The organism is Dokdonia sp. R78006, from assembly GCF_042466145.1.
GTDB lineage: Bacteria > Bacteroidota > Bacteroidia > Flavobacteriales > Flavobacteriaceae > Dokdonia.
This window is the reverse complement of record NZ_JAXHBU010000001.1, coordinates 1,760,072-1,777,237: the sequence shown is the minus strand read 5'-3', so window position 1 is coordinate 1,777,237 and position 17,166 is coordinate 1,760,072. Positions and strand designations below refer to the sequence as shown.

General features: G+C 37.1%; 13 protein-coding genes and 2 tRNA genes. 8 read left to right on the top strand and 7 right to left on the bottom strand.

The annotated features are described in order from the left end of the window. Positions 1 to 6 precede the first annotated feature (6 nt). The gene (locus SJY37_RS07965) at positions 7 to 1,650 is read left to right on the top strand and encodes a solute:sodium symporter family transporter (protein ID WP_298326913.1); all 1,644 of its coding nucleotides are present in this window, start codon (positions 7 to 9) and stop codon (positions 1,648 to 1,650) included. 113 nt (positions 1,651 to 1,763) lie between these two features. Continuing rightward, positions 1,764 to 2,780, top strand: coding sequence for a UDP-glucose 4-epimerase GalE (galE, locus tag SJY37_RS07960; protein ID WP_298326916.1), 1,017 nt, complete (start codon positions 1,764 to 1,766; stop codon positions 2,778 to 2,780). Positions 2,781 to 2,891: 111 nt separating this feature from the next. On the opposite strand, the gene SJY37_RS07955 is transcribed toward galE, so the two are convergent. Then, a complete protein-coding gene (locus tag SJY37_RS07955) occupies positions 2,892 to 3,578 on the bottom strand; it encodes a hypothetical protein (protein WP_298326918.1) in 687 nt (228 codons plus the stop codon). A 521-nt stretch (positions 3,579 to 4,099) separates the two neighbouring features. Between SJY37_RS07955 and SJY37_RS07950 the strand changes: the two genes are divergently transcribed. Then, positions 4,100 to 4,639: a carboxymuconolactone decarboxylase family protein gene (locus tag SJY37_RS07950; RefSeq protein WP_379952959.1), complete on the top strand. Its 540-nt coding sequence runs from the start codon at positions 4,100 to 4,102 to the stop codon at positions 4,637 to 4,639. A gap of 47 nt (positions 4,640 to 4,686) precedes the next feature. Here the strand turns inward: SJY37_RS07950 and SJY37_RS07945 are convergent, their stop codons facing one another. After that, positions 4,687 to 5,526 carry an AraC family transcriptional regulator gene (locus SJY37_RS07945; protein WP_298326922.1) on the bottom strand — a complete coding sequence of 280 codons (840 nt, stop codon included), beginning with the start codon at positions 5,524 to 5,526 and terminating at the stop codon, positions 4,687 to 4,689. A 139-nt stretch (positions 5,527 to 5,665) separates the two neighbouring features. Between SJY37_RS07945 and SJY37_RS07940 the strand changes: the two genes are divergently transcribed. The 5 genes from SJY37_RS07940 (at position 5,666) to SJY37_RS07920 (ending at position 11,365) form a co-directional block, all read left to right on the top strand. Continuing rightward, a complete protein-coding gene (locus tag SJY37_RS07940; RefSeq protein ID WP_298326925.1) occupies positions 5,666 to 6,091 on the top strand; it encodes a hypothetical protein in 426 nt (141 codons plus the stop codon). Between the two features lie 131 nt (positions 6,092 to 6,222). Beyond that, positions 6,223 to 6,891 (top strand): TetR/AcrR family transcriptional regulator, encoded by a 669-nt coding sequence (locus SJY37_RS07935; protein ID WP_298326927.1) that lies wholly within the window; start codon positions 6,223 to 6,225, stop codon positions 6,889 to 6,891. 53 nt (positions 6,892 to 6,944) lie between these two features. Then, positions 6,945 to 8,606 carry a peptidase domain-containing ABC transporter gene (locus tag SJY37_RS07930; protein ID WP_298326929.1) on the top strand — a complete coding sequence of 554 codons (1,662 nt, stop codon included), beginning with the start codon at positions 6,945 to 6,947 and terminating at the stop codon, positions 8,604 to 8,606. A gap of 3 nt (positions 8,607 to 8,609) precedes the next feature. Further along, positions 8,610 to 9,965 carry an HlyD family secretion protein gene (locus tag SJY37_RS07925; RefSeq protein ID WP_379952958.1) on the top strand — a complete coding sequence of 452 codons (1,356 nt, stop codon included), beginning with the start codon at positions 8,610 to 8,612 and terminating at the stop codon, positions 9,963 to 9,965. Beyond that, positions 9,962 to 11,365, top strand: a complete 1,404-nt coding sequence (locus tag SJY37_RS07920; protein WP_298326936.1) for a TolC family protein — start codon at positions 9,962 to 9,964, stop codon at positions 11,363 to 11,365. The genes SJY37_RS07925 and SJY37_RS07920 overlap by 4 nt, the downstream gene beginning before the upstream one ends. Before the next feature lie 98 nt (positions 11,366 to 11,463). On the opposite strand, the gene SJY37_RS07915 is transcribed toward SJY37_RS07920, so the two are convergent. The 5 genes from SJY37_RS07915 to SJY37_RS07895 form a co-directional block, all read right to left on the bottom strand. After that, on the bottom strand, positions 11,464 to 15,144 hold the full coding sequence (locus tag SJY37_RS07915; protein WP_379952957.1) for a M1 family aminopeptidase: 3,681 nt from the start codon (positions 15,142 to 15,144) through the stop codon (positions 11,464 to 11,466). Position 15,145: 1 nt separating this feature from the next. Then, complete coding sequence (locus tag SJY37_RS07910; protein ID WP_379952956.1) at positions 15,146 to 16,036, bottom strand: ABC transporter ATP-binding protein; 891 nt, start codon at positions 16,034 to 16,036, stop codon at positions 15,146 to 15,148. A 259-nt stretch (positions 16,037 to 16,295) separates the two neighbouring features. Then, on the bottom strand, positions 16,296 to 16,832 hold the full coding sequence (locus SJY37_RS07905) for a hypothetical protein (RefSeq protein ID WP_379952955.1): 537 nt from the start codon (positions 16,830 to 16,832) through the stop codon (positions 16,296 to 16,298). 131 nt (positions 16,833 to 16,963) lie between these two features. Next, positions 16,964 to 17,038 (bottom strand) — tRNA-Val (locus SJY37_RS07900). Positions 17,039 to 17,074: 36 nt separating this feature from the next. Continuing rightward, positions 17,075 to 17,149, bottom strand: a tRNA-Val gene (locus tag SJY37_RS07895). Between the last annotated feature and the right edge of the window lie 17 nt (positions 17,150 to 17,166).

Sequence of the window (17,166 nt, the reverse complement as noted above, 5' to 3'; positions counted from 1 at the left end):
AATTACATGGGACTCATTTCATTTCTTGGATTTACATTACTTGTAGCGGGATACGCTTGGTGGAAAACACGTGGTACTGATGAAAAAAGTGCAGACGGTTATTACCTAGGTGGTAGAAGTCTAGGCGCACTCACAATTGCAGGATCATTATTACTTACAAACCTCTCTGCAGAGCAAATTGTTGGACTTAACGGTCAAGCTTTCTCAGAAGGAATACTTGTAATGGCATGGGAAACACTCGCAGCAATTGCAATGGTAATTACAGCAGTTTATTTTCTACCTAAATATATGCACAAAGGAATCACCACGATTCCAGAATTTATAGAAGAACGCTTTGATGAAAATACAAAAGCTATTCTCTCTGTATTATTTCTTATCGCTTTTAGTATCGTATTACTGCCTACTATCCTCTACTCTGGATCGCTCGCCTTCAGCACTATGTTTGACTTACCTACTTTACTAGGTATGTCTGAGGGAGCAGTAATCTGGCTTTGTGTGTGGACAATAGGTGTTATAGGAATTATATATGCGATTTTTGGAGGTCTCAAGGCAGTAGCCGTATCAGACTTAGTAAATGCCGTTGGTCTCTTAATAGGAGGATTACTAATCCCATATTTTGGTCTCAAAATGATAGGTGATGGTAGTGTAGGTGCTGGTCTGAACGAGTTATGGACAGAAAATCAAGATAAATTTGATGTAACTGGAGATGTAACATCATCTATTCCTGTAGGGACTATTTTTACAGGTATGATGATTGCGCAGATGTATTACTGGGGAACAAATCAAGCTATTTTACAACGTGTTTTTGGAGCAAAAAGCCTTAAAGAAGGGCAAAAAGGGATGATGCTAGCGGCCTTTGTAAAGTTTTTAATACCAGTGATTGTAGTATTACCAGGTATCATAGCTTGGCACCTGTTTGAAGGGGATTTAAGCTCTGCAGATAAAGCTTATCCAGAACTTGTAAAAGAGGTGCTACCTCCAGCGCTTGTTGGTTTTTTTGCGGCTGTTTTATTTGGAGCTGTACTTAGTTCTTTTAATAGTTTATTAAATAGTAGTGCAACGCTATTTGGGTTTGATCTGTATAAAAAATTCTTTAACCGCGATGCTTCAGAGCATAAAGCGGTAAAGGCTGGAAAGCTTTTTGGAGTTGTTGTTGCTATTATCGCAATGATAATTGCCCCGTTTATTGCAAATGCACCTGCAGGGTTATTTGATTACATCCAGCAAGCCTTAGGAAGTCTTAGTGTTCCTATTCTTGCAGTAGTACTTGTAGGTATTGTAACAAAAAAAGTGCCCGCAATCGGTGCAAAAATTGTTTTAATAGCTGGTGTAATTATGTACGTATGTACCATATTTATGAGACCTAGCTATCAAGCAACTGCCCTTGCAGAGGCAGATGCAAATGGCATAACAGATGCTGCACAACTCGCAATCATAAAAGCGGAGGCATTCCCTCATTTTTTACATATTATGGGAATTTTATTTGTGGTGAATGTAATTATCATGCTCATAGTAGGCGCTATAAAACCTAAAACAGATATTTACGTACCTAAGCAAACAGAAGCGATAGATACTACTCCGTGGAAATATGCATACATCGTAGGCGCATTAATCGTATTACTAGTATTAAGTACCTACCTCATTTTTTAAATATGGTAAATATCCGCTTTCGCGAAAATGGAAAGTGGCATCATTAAGTACTTAGTGTTAATAGAGGACTGACAAAATCAATTACTTTAGCAGATATCTAAATAGGTTATAGAATGAAAATTTTAGTAACAGGAGGTCTAGGTTTTATAGGGTCACACACAGTTGTTGAACTTCAACAAATTGGACACGATGTGGTCATTATTGATAATTGCTCAAACTCATCTATAGAGGTGTTGAAGGGTATCTCAAATATTACGGGGATGACTCCTCTTTTTGAAGAATTTGATCTTCGCGATAAGTCAAAAGTGCAAGACTTTTTTAATCGTCATAATGATATCGTGGGTGTCATACATTTTGCGGCATCAAAAGCGGTGGGTGAAAGCGTAAAGGAACCTTTATTATACTATGAAAACAATCTTGTTACCTTAATTTACATCCTTCAAGAATTACAAAAAAAGGAGAAGGCTTCATTTATTTTCAGCTCTTCTTGCACTGTATACGGGCAGGCAGATGAATTACCTATAACAGAAAATGCAGCTGTTAAACCAGCGACATCCCCTTATGGGAACACGAAACAAGTAGGCGAAGAAATTATACGTGACACTTGCAGTATACAACCACAGCTTAATGCTATCTCCTTAAGATACTTTAATCCCATAGGAGCGCATCCTACTGCAGAGATAGGTGAATTACCACTAGGAGTACCTGCAAATCTAGTTCCTTTTATCACACAAACGGGAATAGGGCTAAGGGAGGAGCTTTCTGTTTTTGGTAATGACTACCCTACTCCAGATGGTACTGCTGTGCGTGACTACATACATGTGGTAGATCTTGCAAAGGCACATGTAATTGCGCTAGAACGGCTCATTAAAGAAAACAACAAGTCTAATTATGAAGTTTTTAATGTGGGCACAGGCACAGGTAGCTCTGTATTAGAAGTGATCAACTCTTATGAAAAAGTAGCCGAAAAATCACTTAAATATAAGATTGCAGATAAACGAGAAGGTGATGTCACAGCTGCTTATGCAGATACAGACAAAGCAAATAATGAACTAGGCTGGAAAGCAGAAAGCTCGCTAGATGAGGCCATGGCTTCTGCCTGGAAATGGGAGCAAAAAATTAGATCCTGATAAGGATGATGTAATAATAAAAAAGCTCTCAGGAACACTGAGAGCTTTTTTTATGTGCAGCTTTTAATAAGCACCTCTTAAAAAATTCCTGTTTGAGATAGCAAGTACTATTTATTCTTGTTCAAAGTCAATAGTTGCCTCAAAATCCTCCACATATTTAATATCTTCAAACCATCGGTTTGAACTTAGTACATCAAATGTAATAGCCGTTTCTTCTTGTGACACTTTCTTAAGTTGCCAGATAATATTTGCCGCATCAGTTAAGCCTCCGTGTGCTAACTCATCTTTAAAAAGTCTTTTGAGAAGTGTGTTTTCTGGCATTCCTTGAGCTAGTATACGTATAACTTGCTCTTCTGTATCTTCATTAAATACATCAAGCATCATACTACTCTTTACACTAAAAGTAACATTAAAATGTATCGCTTTAGGGTGCGGAAACTTTCCATTGTAGGCTTTGTATAAAATTTGCCCTGCATTAAAAAATGTTTCATGCATAGACAGGTCTGAGTATTCTTCCCATGGATGCTCATTAAGCATCTCATGCGATAGGTTTTCTCTTTGCCCTTTATTGAGTTCGTCTTTAAAAAGGTATTCTAGTACGATTTCGGCAGCATCGTTGGTTTCATTATCAGATAGGGAAAGAAGCGCCATTTCTTCAAGCTCTGCATCCGTCATACCTGTAGTATCGCCATAATCCATAATCTCTAAAAGCTTCTTATAGTCATCCACACTCCAAGCGCCTGGAAGCTTTTCGATAGTTTTTACGTGATCTGGTGATACTTTAAAATTAATTTTCATAGTACATTATTTATTACTTGAAGGTATGCAAAAGCTAGTCTCGTTATAGTTAAGAATTGTATAATTATTGAACCACGATAAATTACCCAGTAATGCAATGGCAGTAGTCTCTAGCCCCGATTGCAATGTAAATCCCGCAGCTGTCTGGCACGACCAGACGCGAGGAATTGCAATGTAAAGCGGGATACTACAATGCAAATACAAAATATCCAATCGCTCCTAAGTAAACTCTTTTAATATAAGGAAGGGAATAATATACCATAAGCGAGGAAGTATACACAATAAGGTTGCTTGTAACTGCTCGTCTATTGTTGTGTACCAAAAGAGTAACAACATTATGAAAACAAAAACCAACTCCATTTTTAATCTCATTGAGATTTTTAGAAATACTACAAATCGCGTCTCAAAGCAACTTTTTAAAACTAATTGCGAGACCAACTTTAACGATGACTATTACTGCGACGCAGAAAAAATATAAATACATCACACTAATAATATTCTAATTATAAAAATTTAAAATTATGAGCACATTTAACGTACCAACAAGAGCAGAAGTAAGCGAGACTAACCAAGGAATTTTTGATAATCTTAAAAAAGCAGTGGGCTTTGTACCAAACTTATATGCAACATATGCACACTCAAACAATGCTCTTAAAAACTATCTAGACTTTGCAAATGCGCCAAGTTCCCTTAAGGCTAAGGAAAAAGAGGTTGTAAATCTAGCTGTGAGTGAGGTTAACGGTTGTGAGTATTGCCTTTCTGCACACACTGTTATTGCTGGCATGAATGGTTATACACCAGAGCAAATATTAGAGTTGAGAGCTGGAAAAGCTTCTTTTGACACCAAGCTAGATGCACTAGCTAAGCTATCACAAAACATCACAGAAAATCGTGGTAACACGAGTGAAGAGGTTTTAGAAAACTTTTTTAACGCTGGATGGACAAAGGAAAATCTTATAGATACCATCTCATTAGTAGGAGATAAAACTATCTCAAACTACATTAATAATACTACAAAGATTCCTGTAGATTTCCCTGCAGTAACCTTATTGAGCAAGTAAATAGTAGTGATACTAGTTAGATTGATTGTTTTGTTTAAAAGCTCACTTTATAGTGGGCTTTTTGACTTTTTAAAAGTTCCTGGCGGGACTCCCGTGTGCTTTTTAAAGAATTTTGAAAAGTGCCCAGCATCGTTAAACCCAATGTCATAAGAGACTTCTTCTACATTTTTATCTGAGTAAAGAAGCAAACGTTTTGCTTCTAAAATGATTCGATCATTAATCACTTTAAGTGGTGATGCATCACCCATGTTTTTAAAATGATTTGATAACGTTTTAGGCGATTTAAAGAGTAGCTCTGCATAATCTGAGACCTTGTGCAAGGTTCTAAAATGTTGCTCTACAAGAATATGATATTTCCTCACTAAATCAAACTGATTGCTAGGCATCTCTGGTTCTGGTAATTGGCTTTTAATATGCCTGCTAGAGGTTATCAATAACCTTTTGAGCAGTACTCGCAACATCTCTCCTTGTATATGATCTCGTGTCTCAAACTCTTCTTGAATCATTAAAAACATAGCATCATAACTTTTGAGTTCCTTCTCACTCAACGTTATTACTGGCGGTTGTGATGATCCATAAAAGAGAAAACCGTTACAAGAAACCTCCTCATCATGCTCTCTTATGCAGTAAAATTCTCTATTAAAAACTAGCGCTAGTAGTCCATCACTCTGTGTAATCTCTAATACATTGAGTGGCGTGCAAAAGATAAGCTGCCCTTTTTCTAAACGAAGCGTATATCCATCAATTACAATATCCCTAGAAGCGTCTTTTGCCCATAGCACTTTATACATTCCTTTGTCTGAAAGCAATTGCTGCGACGGCGCACAATTAAAGTCAGTAAGCACTAGTTTGCTATCCTCTTTTATAGATGTATATGTGAGCTTCATAAATATAAATTAAGACAATGTACAAAATGTACAAGAGGCTAGGAAGTATGTCCATACTATACCAGGTAACCTTACGATAACTTTGTACAATCTTTAATCACAATAGTACTAACAGACTATGCTATAAATTAAATTTACTATGAAAACACTATACATCACACTCCTATCCATATTAATTACTGGCCAAACATTTTCACAAGATTACATCGCTAGTAATGGAAACAGGCTAACATCTTCTTCTAGATCATCGACCACTTTATCTTCATTTACCATAGAAGTAATAGATGACGAAAGCGTTAGTTACAAACAGTTTTTAACCAAAAGCAAAGAATCAAAATCAGTTTATAAAGTGGATGGGAAGCAAATCTCTAAAAAAGAATTGGTCAAAATTTTTAGAAAAGCAAGCAGGAAGTCTAACGAGCAGCAGGAATTCAATAAGTATTTAGCTACTAATTACCCAAGCATTTATAGCCAACTCACACCAATGGAACTTAATGCTTTGTACAGTAAATTCAGTGAGAAGACGATAGCAAGGTATTTATCAACCTTGCCTAACATTCTTTAAAGTTTAGCTTTCGCGAAAGCGTTACTTCATAAAATCAAAAGCCCTTCTCAGGGCTTTTTTTGATAGTTATATTTTCATAATAAATAGTTAAACTTTATATTATAATAGTATTACTATCATATCTTTGATGCATGGAAGAATTGCATGTACAAATTACTATTGATCCAGCGTTGTATACGCGTAATCCCGAGACTACAGAACTGGGCAGGAATATCGTGAGCAAGAGTATAGAAATGATTGATGAGCTGGGCTTTGAGAAATTTACATTTAAGAAACTAGGTGTAGCAATTAACTCAAATGAAAGTTCGATTTACAGATACTTTGATAGTAAACACACTTTACTAGTCTATCTTACAAGCTGGTACTGGAGCTGGGTAGAGTATAAGCTTGTATTCTCTACTACAAACGTTTCTAACCCTGAGATAAAGCTTGAAAGTGCACTAGCGCTTATCACTAAGGATGCTACTCAAGATAGCGCAATTTCTTATGTAAATGAGATGCTGCTACATCGTATTATTATCTCAGAGTCGTCAAAAGCATACCACACAAAGGATGTAGACAAGGAAAACGCAAAGGGGTATTATAAAACGTATAAACGTGTGGTACAACGCATAAGTGATATTGTTCTTGAGATTAACCCAGCGTATGCATTTCCTCACATGCTTATCTCTACTGTGATAGAAGGAGCACACCATCAACGTTATTTCTCAAAACATCTTCCTGCGCTTACTAACGTAGAAGAAGGATTGAATACAATAGAAAAGTTTTATACAGACATGGTTTTTAAAGCCATCAACTAAGATATTATTTAAACAAAAATCTCTGTTATGGAGGTGAAAAACACCGTTTTTCAATGAAAGAAATGACACCTTGGCAACGATTTGTAAATATGCTCGAACTAGATAGACGAGATATTAAACAAATTTTATTTTACGCAATTTTTGCTGGACTTGTAGCGCTTACGTTACCACTAGGTATCCAAGCTATTATTAACCTCATTCAGGGTGCTCAGGTGAGTACTTCTTGGATTGTACTTGTTATACTAGTAACCTTAGGAGTAGCTTTTCAAGGAATCTTGCAATTAATGCAAGTACGTATCCTTGAAAACATACAACAAAAGATTTTCACTCGTTCTTCTTTTGAGTTTGCGTATCGCTTTCCTAAATTAAAAATGAGCGAACTAGACAATTACTACCCACCAGAGCTGGCAAATCGTTTTTTTGATACACTTACCGTGCAAAAAGGATTATCAAAAATCTTATTAGATTTTCCTGCGGCTATACTGCAGATACTCTTTGGGTTAATACTACTTTCTTTTTACCATCCATTCTTCATCATTTATGGTTTTCTACTTGTGATACTCGTGTACTTAGTATTCAAGTTTACAGCAAAGAAGGGGCTCGAAACTAGCCTTGCAGAGTCTAAGAGTAAGTATAAAGTTGCACACTGGCTACAAGAAATAGCGCGATCACTTATAAGCTTTAAGCTTTCTGGTCGTACTTCACTTGCTATGAATCGCAACAATAAGCTCACACAATCATACCTAGAGGCGCGTGAAAGTCACTTTAGAGTATTGATGATACAGTTTATACAGATGATAGGTTTTAAGGTACTCGTTACGGCAGGGCTTTTAGTCATAGGTGGTTTACTAGTTCTCAACCAGCAAATGAATATAGGACAGTTTGTAGCGGCTGAGATCATTATACTTTTAGTTATAAGTTCTGTCGAGAAACTCATTTCTGGATTAGAAAGTTTTTATGATGTACTTACTTCTCTTGAAAAAATAGGGCAAGTAGTTGATAAAAAACTGGAACCACAAGACGGCTCAGATCCTTTTGAGATTAACGATACTATCGATATCCAGATGGATAAAGTAAGCTATAGCACTCAGGAAACTGGCGCTATTCTTAATGAGATTGACTTAAATGTAAAAGATAATGATCGCATATTAATAACAGGATTATCTGGATCTGGTAAGACCACGTTATTAAAGTTACTTTCTGGAGTTATACAGCCATCTTCTGGAGGTATCTATGTAAACAACTTCTCTTTCAAAGGAATGCGACCTAATGCTTATAGATCAAAAATAGGCCAGGTACTACCAGAGCAAAACCCTTTTGAAGGGACTATTCTTGAAAATATAAGTTTTGGTAATCCAGATGTTTCTACAACTCGTGTAAATGAGGTGATCAAAATAGTAGGACTGCAAGAATTTGTGCGCACGCAGCCTAATGGTTTACAAACTAAACTGTTTCCAGAGGGACAGAAAATACCACACACTATCTCTAAACGCATACTGCTAGCTAGAGCTTTTGTACACAACCCAAGGATATTATTACTTAAGGATGCTCTAGAACACTTTGAAGGAAAACAAGCTAGAGAGATCATGACATATCTAGCAAGTCCTGAGAGACCATGGGCGCTTATAGTAGCAAGTAATAATAAAGACTGGCAAGAGATGTGTAATCAACATATAGTGCTAGATAAAGGTAACATCATTTCAAAAAACAAATAAGCGATGCTTAACATATCTAATAATCAGCTTAATAAAACGGTAGATGTAGAAGGGTATTCTGCATTTACAAAGGCGTATAAAGCACGTCACTACAAATACTTCAATAGATTTTTGCTAGCATTTGCTATCATAGGTGTTATTGTACTTTTCTTACCATGGACGCAAAACGTGAATGGCAAAGGATATGTGACCACTTTAACGCCAGATCAAAGACCGCAAACCATACAGTCTCCTATTCCTGGACGTGTAGAACAATGGTACGTGCTAGAAGGAGACTATGTAGCAAAAGGAGATACTATTCTACGCATTTCTGAAATCAAAAATGAGTATCAAGATCCTCTCCTTGCTGAACGTACGAGACAGCAACGCGATGCAAAAAGTAATGCGGTAGGTTCTTATAAATCTAAAGTAATAGCGCTAGAAAATCAGCTAGGAGCTTTGCAGCGCGAACGTGGATTAAAACTACAACAGGCAGAAAACAAATTAAAGCAAGCTCGTTTTAAGGTGCAAAGTGATAGTATTGATCTTGTTGCTGCGACTACTAATCGTGATATTGCCTTAAAACAATATGAACGTACTGCTACGCTAGAGGCAGAAGGTTTAAAATCTACAGCAGATGTAGAGGATAAACGCTTAAAACTACAAGAGACAGAGGCAAAACTAATCTCTCAAAACAACAAGCTACTCGCGAGTCAAAACAATGTACTCAACGCATCTATAGATATAACTAGAACAAGTGCCACCTATGCCGAGAAGATAAGCAAAGCACAAAGTGATAAGTTTAGCGCATCTAGTGCGCAATATGACACAGAAGCTCAAGTGAGCAAACTAGCAAATGCAAGCACCAACTACGAGATGCGTAGCGCGCTGCAGTATATCACGGCTCCTCAAAATGGATTCATAAATAAAGCGATTAAAGCAGGGCTAGGAGAAACATTTAAAGAAGGAGAGCAACTAGTAGGAATCATGCCAGCCGACTATGACCTAGCTGTGGAGACTTTTGTGAGACCTATAGACTTACCACTCATACACGCTGGAGAAAAAATACGTGTCCAGTTTGACGGATGGCCGGCAATTGTTTTTAGTGGATGGCCAGACGCCTCTTTCGGAACCTATGGAGGAACCGTAGTTGCTGTAGAAACATTCATTAGCACTAATGGAAAATTTAGAGTGCTTATCGCGCCAGATAAAGAAGCAGAAGCATGGCCAAAAAATGTACGTGTAGGCTCTGGAGCACAAACAATCGCCTTACTACAAGATGTTCCTATCTGGTACGAGTTATGGAGACAACTCAACGGATTTCCACCAGATTACTATTTACCAGAAGGCACATTAACTCCTAGAAAAGAGAAAAAATGAGGTTACTTATAAAATATACAGTACTTATGTTGTGTTACGCTTTCGCGAAAGCGGGACTAGCTCAAACACTTGTACCTTCTCCACAAACTATTTCTTTTGAGGAATACTTAGGGTATGTAAAGCAACATCATCCATTAATCAAACAAGCAGAATTAGTATTAAGCACAGGAGAAGCAAATCTACTTAAAGCAAGAGGAGGTTTTGATCCAAAAATTGAGGTAGACTATGACCGTAAAAAATTTAAAGACACCGAATATTTTGATCAGCTTAACGCTACTTTTAAAATCCCTACCTGGTACGGAATTGAGTTAAAAGGAAGCTTTGAGGAAAACACAGGAGAGTTTCTCAACCCTAATCTTACCGTTCCAGAAGATGGATTATATAGCGCCGGAGTTTCCTTTGCACTGGCACAAGGGCTTCTTATTAATGAACGTATGGCTACGTTAAAGAAAGCACGCTTTTTTGAACAGCAAACCATCGCAGATCGTGACTTACTCGTAAACAACTTAATTTATGAGGCGAGCTTAGCTTATTTTGACTGGGTAGAAACAGAAAATGAGAAAGTCATTTATGATACATTTTTGAAGAATGCTACCACCAGACTAGATGCCGTAACAAGAAGCGTAGCCGAAGGTGACAAAGCAGCGATAGATATCACAGAAGCTAGAATCACTGCTCAGACAAGAAGACTTGACCTAGAAGCTGCGTCACTCAACGCGCAGAAGGCACGTCTTATTGCTAGTAATTTTTTATGGATAGATGGTATTCCTCTAGAAATACAAGAAACCGTGTACCCAGAAAAGCCAGAGCTTTCAGTGCTAGACGCTTCATTATTATTAGTGGGGATTACAGATACCTCTGTTTTTTTAAATAATCACCCTAAGCTTAAAAGTCTAGACGCAAAAATAGATGGCTTAGAAGTAGATCGATTTTTAAAGAAAAATAAGTTGCTTCCTAAGGTAAACTTGCAATACAATTTTCTATCACCAGATGCAGATCGATTAGATGGTTTTAATACGGCAAATTACAAGGCTTTTGTAGATGTAAGCTTTCCTATTTTCTTGCGTAAGGAACGTGGAGATTTAAATCTTGCTAAGCTTAAAGTACAAGACGCCGAGTTTGAACGTACAGCCACTTCTCTAGCTATCAAAAATAAGCTTGACGCCACAGAGGCAGAGATTACATCGCTTTTAGAACAAAACAACCTCATTACTGAGATTGTGGTAGATTATGAAGCCCTTGTAAAAGGAGAGGAGCGTAAATTTTTTCTAGGAGAAAGTTCACTATTCCTCATTAACTCCCGCGAGCAAAAGTTAATAGATGCAAGACTTAAAGCAAATGCACTTTCTGTAAAGGAGCTTACGGCAAAGGCTAAGTTGTATAATGCGGCAGGGCTATAAATCCATCATGACATTGCGATAGCAACTTATTATTAAGCATAAAAAAACCGTAATTCTATATAAGAATTACGGTTTTTACTTTTAAAAATCACCACAAGTTATTCTTCCTTGTCGCTCCCGTTTTCTTTTACTTTCTTACGGTTATCACTACCACGACGGTCTATTAATTTATTAAAAGGATCTATTCCAGCTTCTACTGGTTTCTCATCAACTATAATATCAAAACTATTATTGATGTCGCTCACTTTTACTTTCTTTAAATAGAGCACATTCTCTGCTCCTGTTTCCTCATCCTCTTCGCCAAAAACTCCTAGCTCAATATAATCTGCTAGTGGTAAGGATGCAATGGCATCCTCCTCACCTTCTGGAGTAAATGAAAGACTATCGCCTGCGATGGACTTATATTCTTTTTTTCCTTTCTTTTTAGAACGATACTTACTTATAATCGCATCTATATGTACAGCATAGCTACCATCTGGTAATTCTGTATAAGTGGCATCTTCTACTTTGTTATCATAAAGCGTGATGGTCTCAAACATATCTGTAACTAGATATTTAAGCGAGTCTGGTGTGACCGCTTTTATATCTGCCACAAACTCTGTAGCTACTGGATAAGGACGTCCATTAAATTGATACTTCTCAGCAAAGCGTTTTGCCACACCGTTAAAGACACCTTCTCCTAAGTAATCACTCATGGCATATAAAACTAATGATCCCTTCTGATAATGAATATACTGTTGATTCTCATTATACATTAACGGCTGCTCCTTAATCTGCTCACTAGTCCTACCTGTCAAATATCCATCCATCGCGTCTTTTAAGAAACGACGCATCTGGTTTTTACCGTAGGTTTTCTCAAGCACTTTGAGCGAACTATACTCAGACATACTTTCTGAAAGTAATGTTGCTCCTTTAGCCTGTGCTCCTATCACTTGGTGTGCCCACCACTGGTGTGCTAGCTCATGAGCAGTTATCGCCAGCGGATAATCTACTGCATCTTGATCCTCATCATCTACATCTGCCACAAAACCTACCCCTTCGCTAAAAGGGATTGTATTTGCAAAGGCCTGTGCAAAGCTTCCATAAGCTTTAGGGAACTCTATGATACGGACTTGTTTATGCTGGTAAGGTGTATAATTCTCATTATAATAAGCGAGGCCCTTTTTCATACCATTCATCATACGATCAAGGTTATAAGTGTGACCAGGATTGTAATAAATTTCAAGATTAATTCCTTGATATTCTTCTCGCATCACTTCATACTCTGCACTTAAGAAAGAATAGAAGTTGAGCATTTTTGAATCCATTTTATAATGAAAATACTTTCTTCCATCCTCTTCCCACTCTTTAATGAGATAACCAGGCGCAATCGCTATTTGCTCTGGAGAAGTACTCAATGTAGCCTCAAAGTCTATCCAGTCACTATAACCACCTATATAACTGCGATCTCTTGCCCCAGGAGCATCTGGATTTGGTAAGCGATCCTTAGGTGCTAGCTCATACTTTTCACGTAGTTGTGTGTTTCTCAATTCAAAATTATCATTGTAACCTATAGAAGGAAACATACCATAATTTACAAAGGTTCCATTGGTAGAAATAGGCGACTTATCATCTAGAAATTTATTCTCCTCATTATGCATGGTGAACTTAAACACTAAAGTATCTCCAGGCTGCATAGGCTTACTAAAAGCATACATCTTATAGTTATAATCTTCGTTATCATAAACCACTTCTGCATCTCTGTCTAGCGTGATTTCTGTAGGGTAATCTGTGAGATTAACATGTAATGTATCTATGGCAACACTATCCTTATTAACCATGGTAAAGGTTGCTCCTGCTTTAAAGTCTCTAGTTTTTGGATACATATCCATAAACGTATTTACAGCTACGAGTCTAGGTTGTGGTATTCCTGCATACTTTCCTAAATCTCTTTCGGCTTGCACGCGTAGTTCTTCACGTTCTTTTCCTGTGAGTAGTTCATTCTCCACGTTATTTACATACCAAGAGTAGCTACCTATCCCTAAAAATATCACTAGAGAAACTACTGCCGTTGCTATGATGGGTGTAGATAATCTCGCTTTCGCGAAAGCGATACGACCTTTTACATTTGTCCCCATACCGCGTCTGTAGAATAAAATAGCTGCCATTAAAAGAATAACACCAAATGAGATCCAATAGACCCTAAACGTATAGAAACGAGGTAATACAGAACCGTAACCATCAAAATCTGAGGGACTAGGTGTACCTCCCGAATTAAAATCATAGATAGCCTGCTCTACTCCAATTGCATTCTGTAATAACGGAATCGCAACAGCAAGCACTAATAAAGTTACAAGGCCTAGCCATTTATTTTTAATCAATGTATGCACAAGAAGCGCCATCAAAATCCACGGAATACACTTCCAGATATTGATGAAAAAAGCTTGAAATACATAAAGGTCTATCTGGTAATCATAAAAGCCATTTGCCGTTTGAAATGCTAGACCACAAAGAATAAGTACTACTTGTAGAAAGCCTGTCATGAGAAATAGCGATATCCCTTTTGACACTAGAAACACCCAGTCCTTTGTAGGCGTTACATCGACTATCTGGTTAAGATGAGCTGCTCTGGAGCGATCCATCAAGAATCCAGCATACAGGTGAATCAGTAAAAATGAAAATATTATAATGTATGCAGATGGCTCTGCAAGCATGGTCCATGTTTTTGGTAGTATAGCCGTGTTAAAAATGAGCTGAGAAAAACTCATCATTACAATGGTAAGTACAATGGCTAGAAAACTAATGATAATAAATGGCCAGCCTGTAATTATATATTTAGTATCACTTTTAACCAATAGCCACAATGTTTTTAATTGCCCAACGAGAGAGAAATCTGTAGATACTGCTGGCATTTCAATGTTTCTTACTTCACTAAAGTTTTTCTTAGTTGCTCTTACCGTCTTTTTCTTAAAAAGACGAATGGTCATTGCATGTTGAGAAAAATTAAAGCGTGCTATAACCCCAAATAAGATTGCAAATGAAATCCCCGCCCATAATAAACGGTTATACAGTAATGCTCCTACCATAGGTATAGAACGACTATTTTGCTCAATTGGAGTCCAGTACTCTGTTGCATCTGCCAGTGCCACATTTGCCATAGGGTCTAATAATGAGAACCAAAATTTGTCATCTGCATTATCAGCCATGCTTGTAGCGATAAGCTGTATGATAATCATGGTAAGTATGGCCATGAAACCTATATTCATGTTACGTGTGAACACCACAATAGCAAAAACTATAGCACTATAAAAAAGTACGTTAGGGAAAATTATGAACGCAAATGGCTGTATATAGTTCCATAATCCAAAAGGTCCCAAAAGTTCTTCATTTGCGCCAGGCAATATAGAACCTATCAATAATCCTAAAATAGTCGCAGCGGCAATACAAAGATTTACCGTTATTGCAGCAGAAAACTTTGCAAGAAGGTATTGCACCTTTGTAAGAGGATAAGAATACAATACATTATGCATATTATTTTTAAAATCTCTATCTATAGTTCCTCCAGTAATTGATGGAATTAATAAATAGGATAACAATGCCAGCTGGGATAAAATACCCGTTATTGCCAGGGGACTATTGAGATATACATTGCTGGTTACTGTGACATTATCACTACTAAAAACGCCTAAACCAGCTGCCATAATCAAGACACCTAGTGAAAACATGATTGCTGCAAAAATGTAAAAAAGTGGTTTCTTAAACCACGTTCTTATTTCGTGTAGATATATTGTGTTGAACATATTACTGTACGTTTTCAGGTTGGTTCTGATTTAACGTAGTAAAGTATACGTCCTCTAGGGTTGCAACAGCAGATTCAAAACCTTCTCCAGGTAAGGTAGTGCTATATACTCTTACATCTAGATCATTGGTATCATTAAAGCTTGAAGAAATCACATTGTATTGCTTTTGCAGCTCATCTATTTTATCTCTAGAAGCACTTATCCTCCAGATACGACCAGATAGACTTTGTACAAGCTCTTTTGGTGTGCTCTGAGATAAAATTCTTCCTCCATTAAGGATTGCCATATCAGTACATAGTTCCTTAACATCATCTACAATATGCGTAGAGAAAATAACAATGTGATTGGTCCCTATCTCACGTAATACATTTAAAAATCGATGTCTCTCTGCAGGATCTAAACCAGCAGTAGGCTCATCTACAATAATAAGTTTGGGATTATTAAGTAAGAGTTGTGCGATACCAAAACGTTGTTTCATCCCTCCAGAGTAGCCTGCAACGTGCTTATCACGCACATCACTAAGGTTTGTAACTTCTAATGCTTTATCAACAATTGCGTTACGCTCTGCTTTATTTGTAATCCCCTTCAAACTTGCAAAATAATGCAAGAGGTCGCTTGCGCTCATTTTTGGATACACCCCAAATTCTTGTGGTAAATAGCCCAAGGTTTTTCTAAACTCAATTTTATTATTAAGAATATCAAGTCCATTAAACTCTATGCTTCCTGTATCTGGTTCTTGAAGCGTGGCAATGGTTCTCATAAGAGATGATTTTCCCGCACCGTTAGGTCCTAAAAGACCAAACATTCCTGCCTTAATATCTATAGTTACATCATCTAAGGCTTTTACACCATTACTATACGTTTTTGAAACATTCTTTAAACTGAGAATCATACCTGTTGCTTTTTAGTTGTAGCATAGGTATGACATATATAGAGTTTGTTACAAGTAATTATATAAATAAAGAAGAAATAGCTAAAGACAGCCTATTTGAGTGCACATTGCTTTGAGAAAATCTCGCTCTTTAATTTAATTTTATAGAAGAATGTTTCCCGAGACGTTCTTCTACGTTATTTGTTAAACCAATGTAATTCAAAGAGGATATGAGTTTCATATTGCTCAAAAAGCATTAGCAATAAATAGCATACGAACCTTAGTTGGAAAAACCTTTTATGATAGCCAATCTATCGCCTAAGTCTAAACATTCTAAAAAAGCTTCTTGCCTTTCAAATAGAAATCCATTTGCATTAAAGACCATTTCATAACTATCAGTTTTTAAACTCATCTCCATTGATTCTATAGAATACTGTTGCTTTGTCAGCCCCAAATAGCGTGATTGTAATACTGAAAAACCAAGCTTTAATAAAATCCACATGGGAGAGAAAGGAATTGGATTAATCTTCTCTTCACCTCGTATTAACTTTATCTCTAAAATATCTGCTTTGACAATTGGCACTAATGACCGTTTTCCTGAAAAATTTGAGTGAAGTAGCAGCCCTTTACCTCTAATTTCTAAATTGCATTTAGAGTTAACTTTCAATTTTTCTGAACTACTCGTTTTATTCTCAAAAGAACTGAGAAACATCCCAACACCACCTACTACTCTGCGGTTCTTCCAATTAAACTTAAGTGCTTTACCTATAAGTTTATCAATCTTCTTGCTATCAATATTCCCGTCAGTTAAAATCATTTTACAATTTCTAAATAATTTCTTTATGATTAGTCGAACCAATATAATATCGATTGAGACTAGAAGAAAATAATATGTAGATGTAGAAACTCATACAAACCAAAAAAGGCTCCCATTTCTGGAAGCCTTTGTGGGCGCAGAGGGATTCGAACCCCCGACCCCTTGGGTGTAAACCAAGTGCTCTGAACCAACTGAGCTATGCGCCCGACTATTTTTTATACAAGAGTGTCGCTTCTTGTTTGTGGGCGCAGAGGGATTCGAACCCCCGACCCCTTGGGTGTAAACCAAGTGCTCTGAACCAACTGAGCTATGCGCCCCGATATTTTATAATCAG

Excerpts from the sequence above, each read along its gene's own strand:
- galE (WP_298326916.1), top strand. The coding sequence starts at position 1,764 with ATGAAAATTTTAGTAACAGGAGGTCTAGGTTTTATAGGGTCACACACA.
- SJY37_RS07940 (WP_298326925.1), top strand. The coding sequence starts at position 5,666 with ATGAAAACACTATACATCACACTCCTATCCATATTAATTACTGGCCAA.
- SJY37_RS07915 (WP_379952957.1), bottom strand. The coding sequence starts at position 15,144 with ATGTTCAACACAATATATCTACACGAAATAAGAACGTGGTTTAAGAAA.
- SJY37_RS07905 (WP_379952955.1), bottom strand. The coding sequence starts at position 16,832 with ATGATTTTAACTGACGGGAATATTGATAGCAAGAAGATTGATAAACTT.
- SJY37_RS07930 (WP_298326929.1), top strand. The coding sequence starts at position 6,945 with ATGAAAGAAATGACACCTTGGCAACGATTTGTAAATATGCTCGAACTA.
- SJY37_RS07945 (WP_298326922.1), bottom strand. The coding sequence starts at position 5,526 with ATGAAGCTCACATATACATCTATAAAAGAGGATAGCAAACTAGTGCTT.
- SJY37_RS07950 (WP_379952959.1), top strand. The coding sequence starts at position 4,100 with ATGAGCACATTTAACGTACCAACAAGAGCAGAAGTAAGCGAGACTAAC.
- SJY37_RS07935 (WP_298326927.1), top strand. The coding sequence starts at position 6,223 with ATGGAAGAATTGCATGTACAAATTACTATTGATCCAGCGTTGTATACG.
- SJY37_RS07920 (WP_298326936.1), top strand. The coding sequence starts at position 9,962 with ATGAGGTTACTTATAAAATATACAGTACTTATGTTGTGTTACGCTTTC.
- SJY37_RS07955 (WP_298326918.1), bottom strand. The coding sequence starts at position 3,578 with ATGAAAATTAATTTTAAAGTATCACCAGATCACGTAAAAACTATCGAA.
- SJY37_RS07965 (WP_298326913.1), top strand. The coding sequence starts at position 7 with ATGGGACTCATTTCATTTCTTGGATTTACATTACTTGTAGCGGGATAC.
- SJY37_RS07925 (WP_379952958.1), top strand. The coding sequence starts at position 8,610 with ATGCTTAACATATCTAATAATCAGCTTAATAAAACGGTAGATGTAGAA.
- SJY37_RS07910 (WP_379952956.1), bottom strand. The coding sequence starts at position 16,036 with ATGATTCTCAGTTTAAAGAATGTTTCAAAAACGTATAGTAATGGTGTA.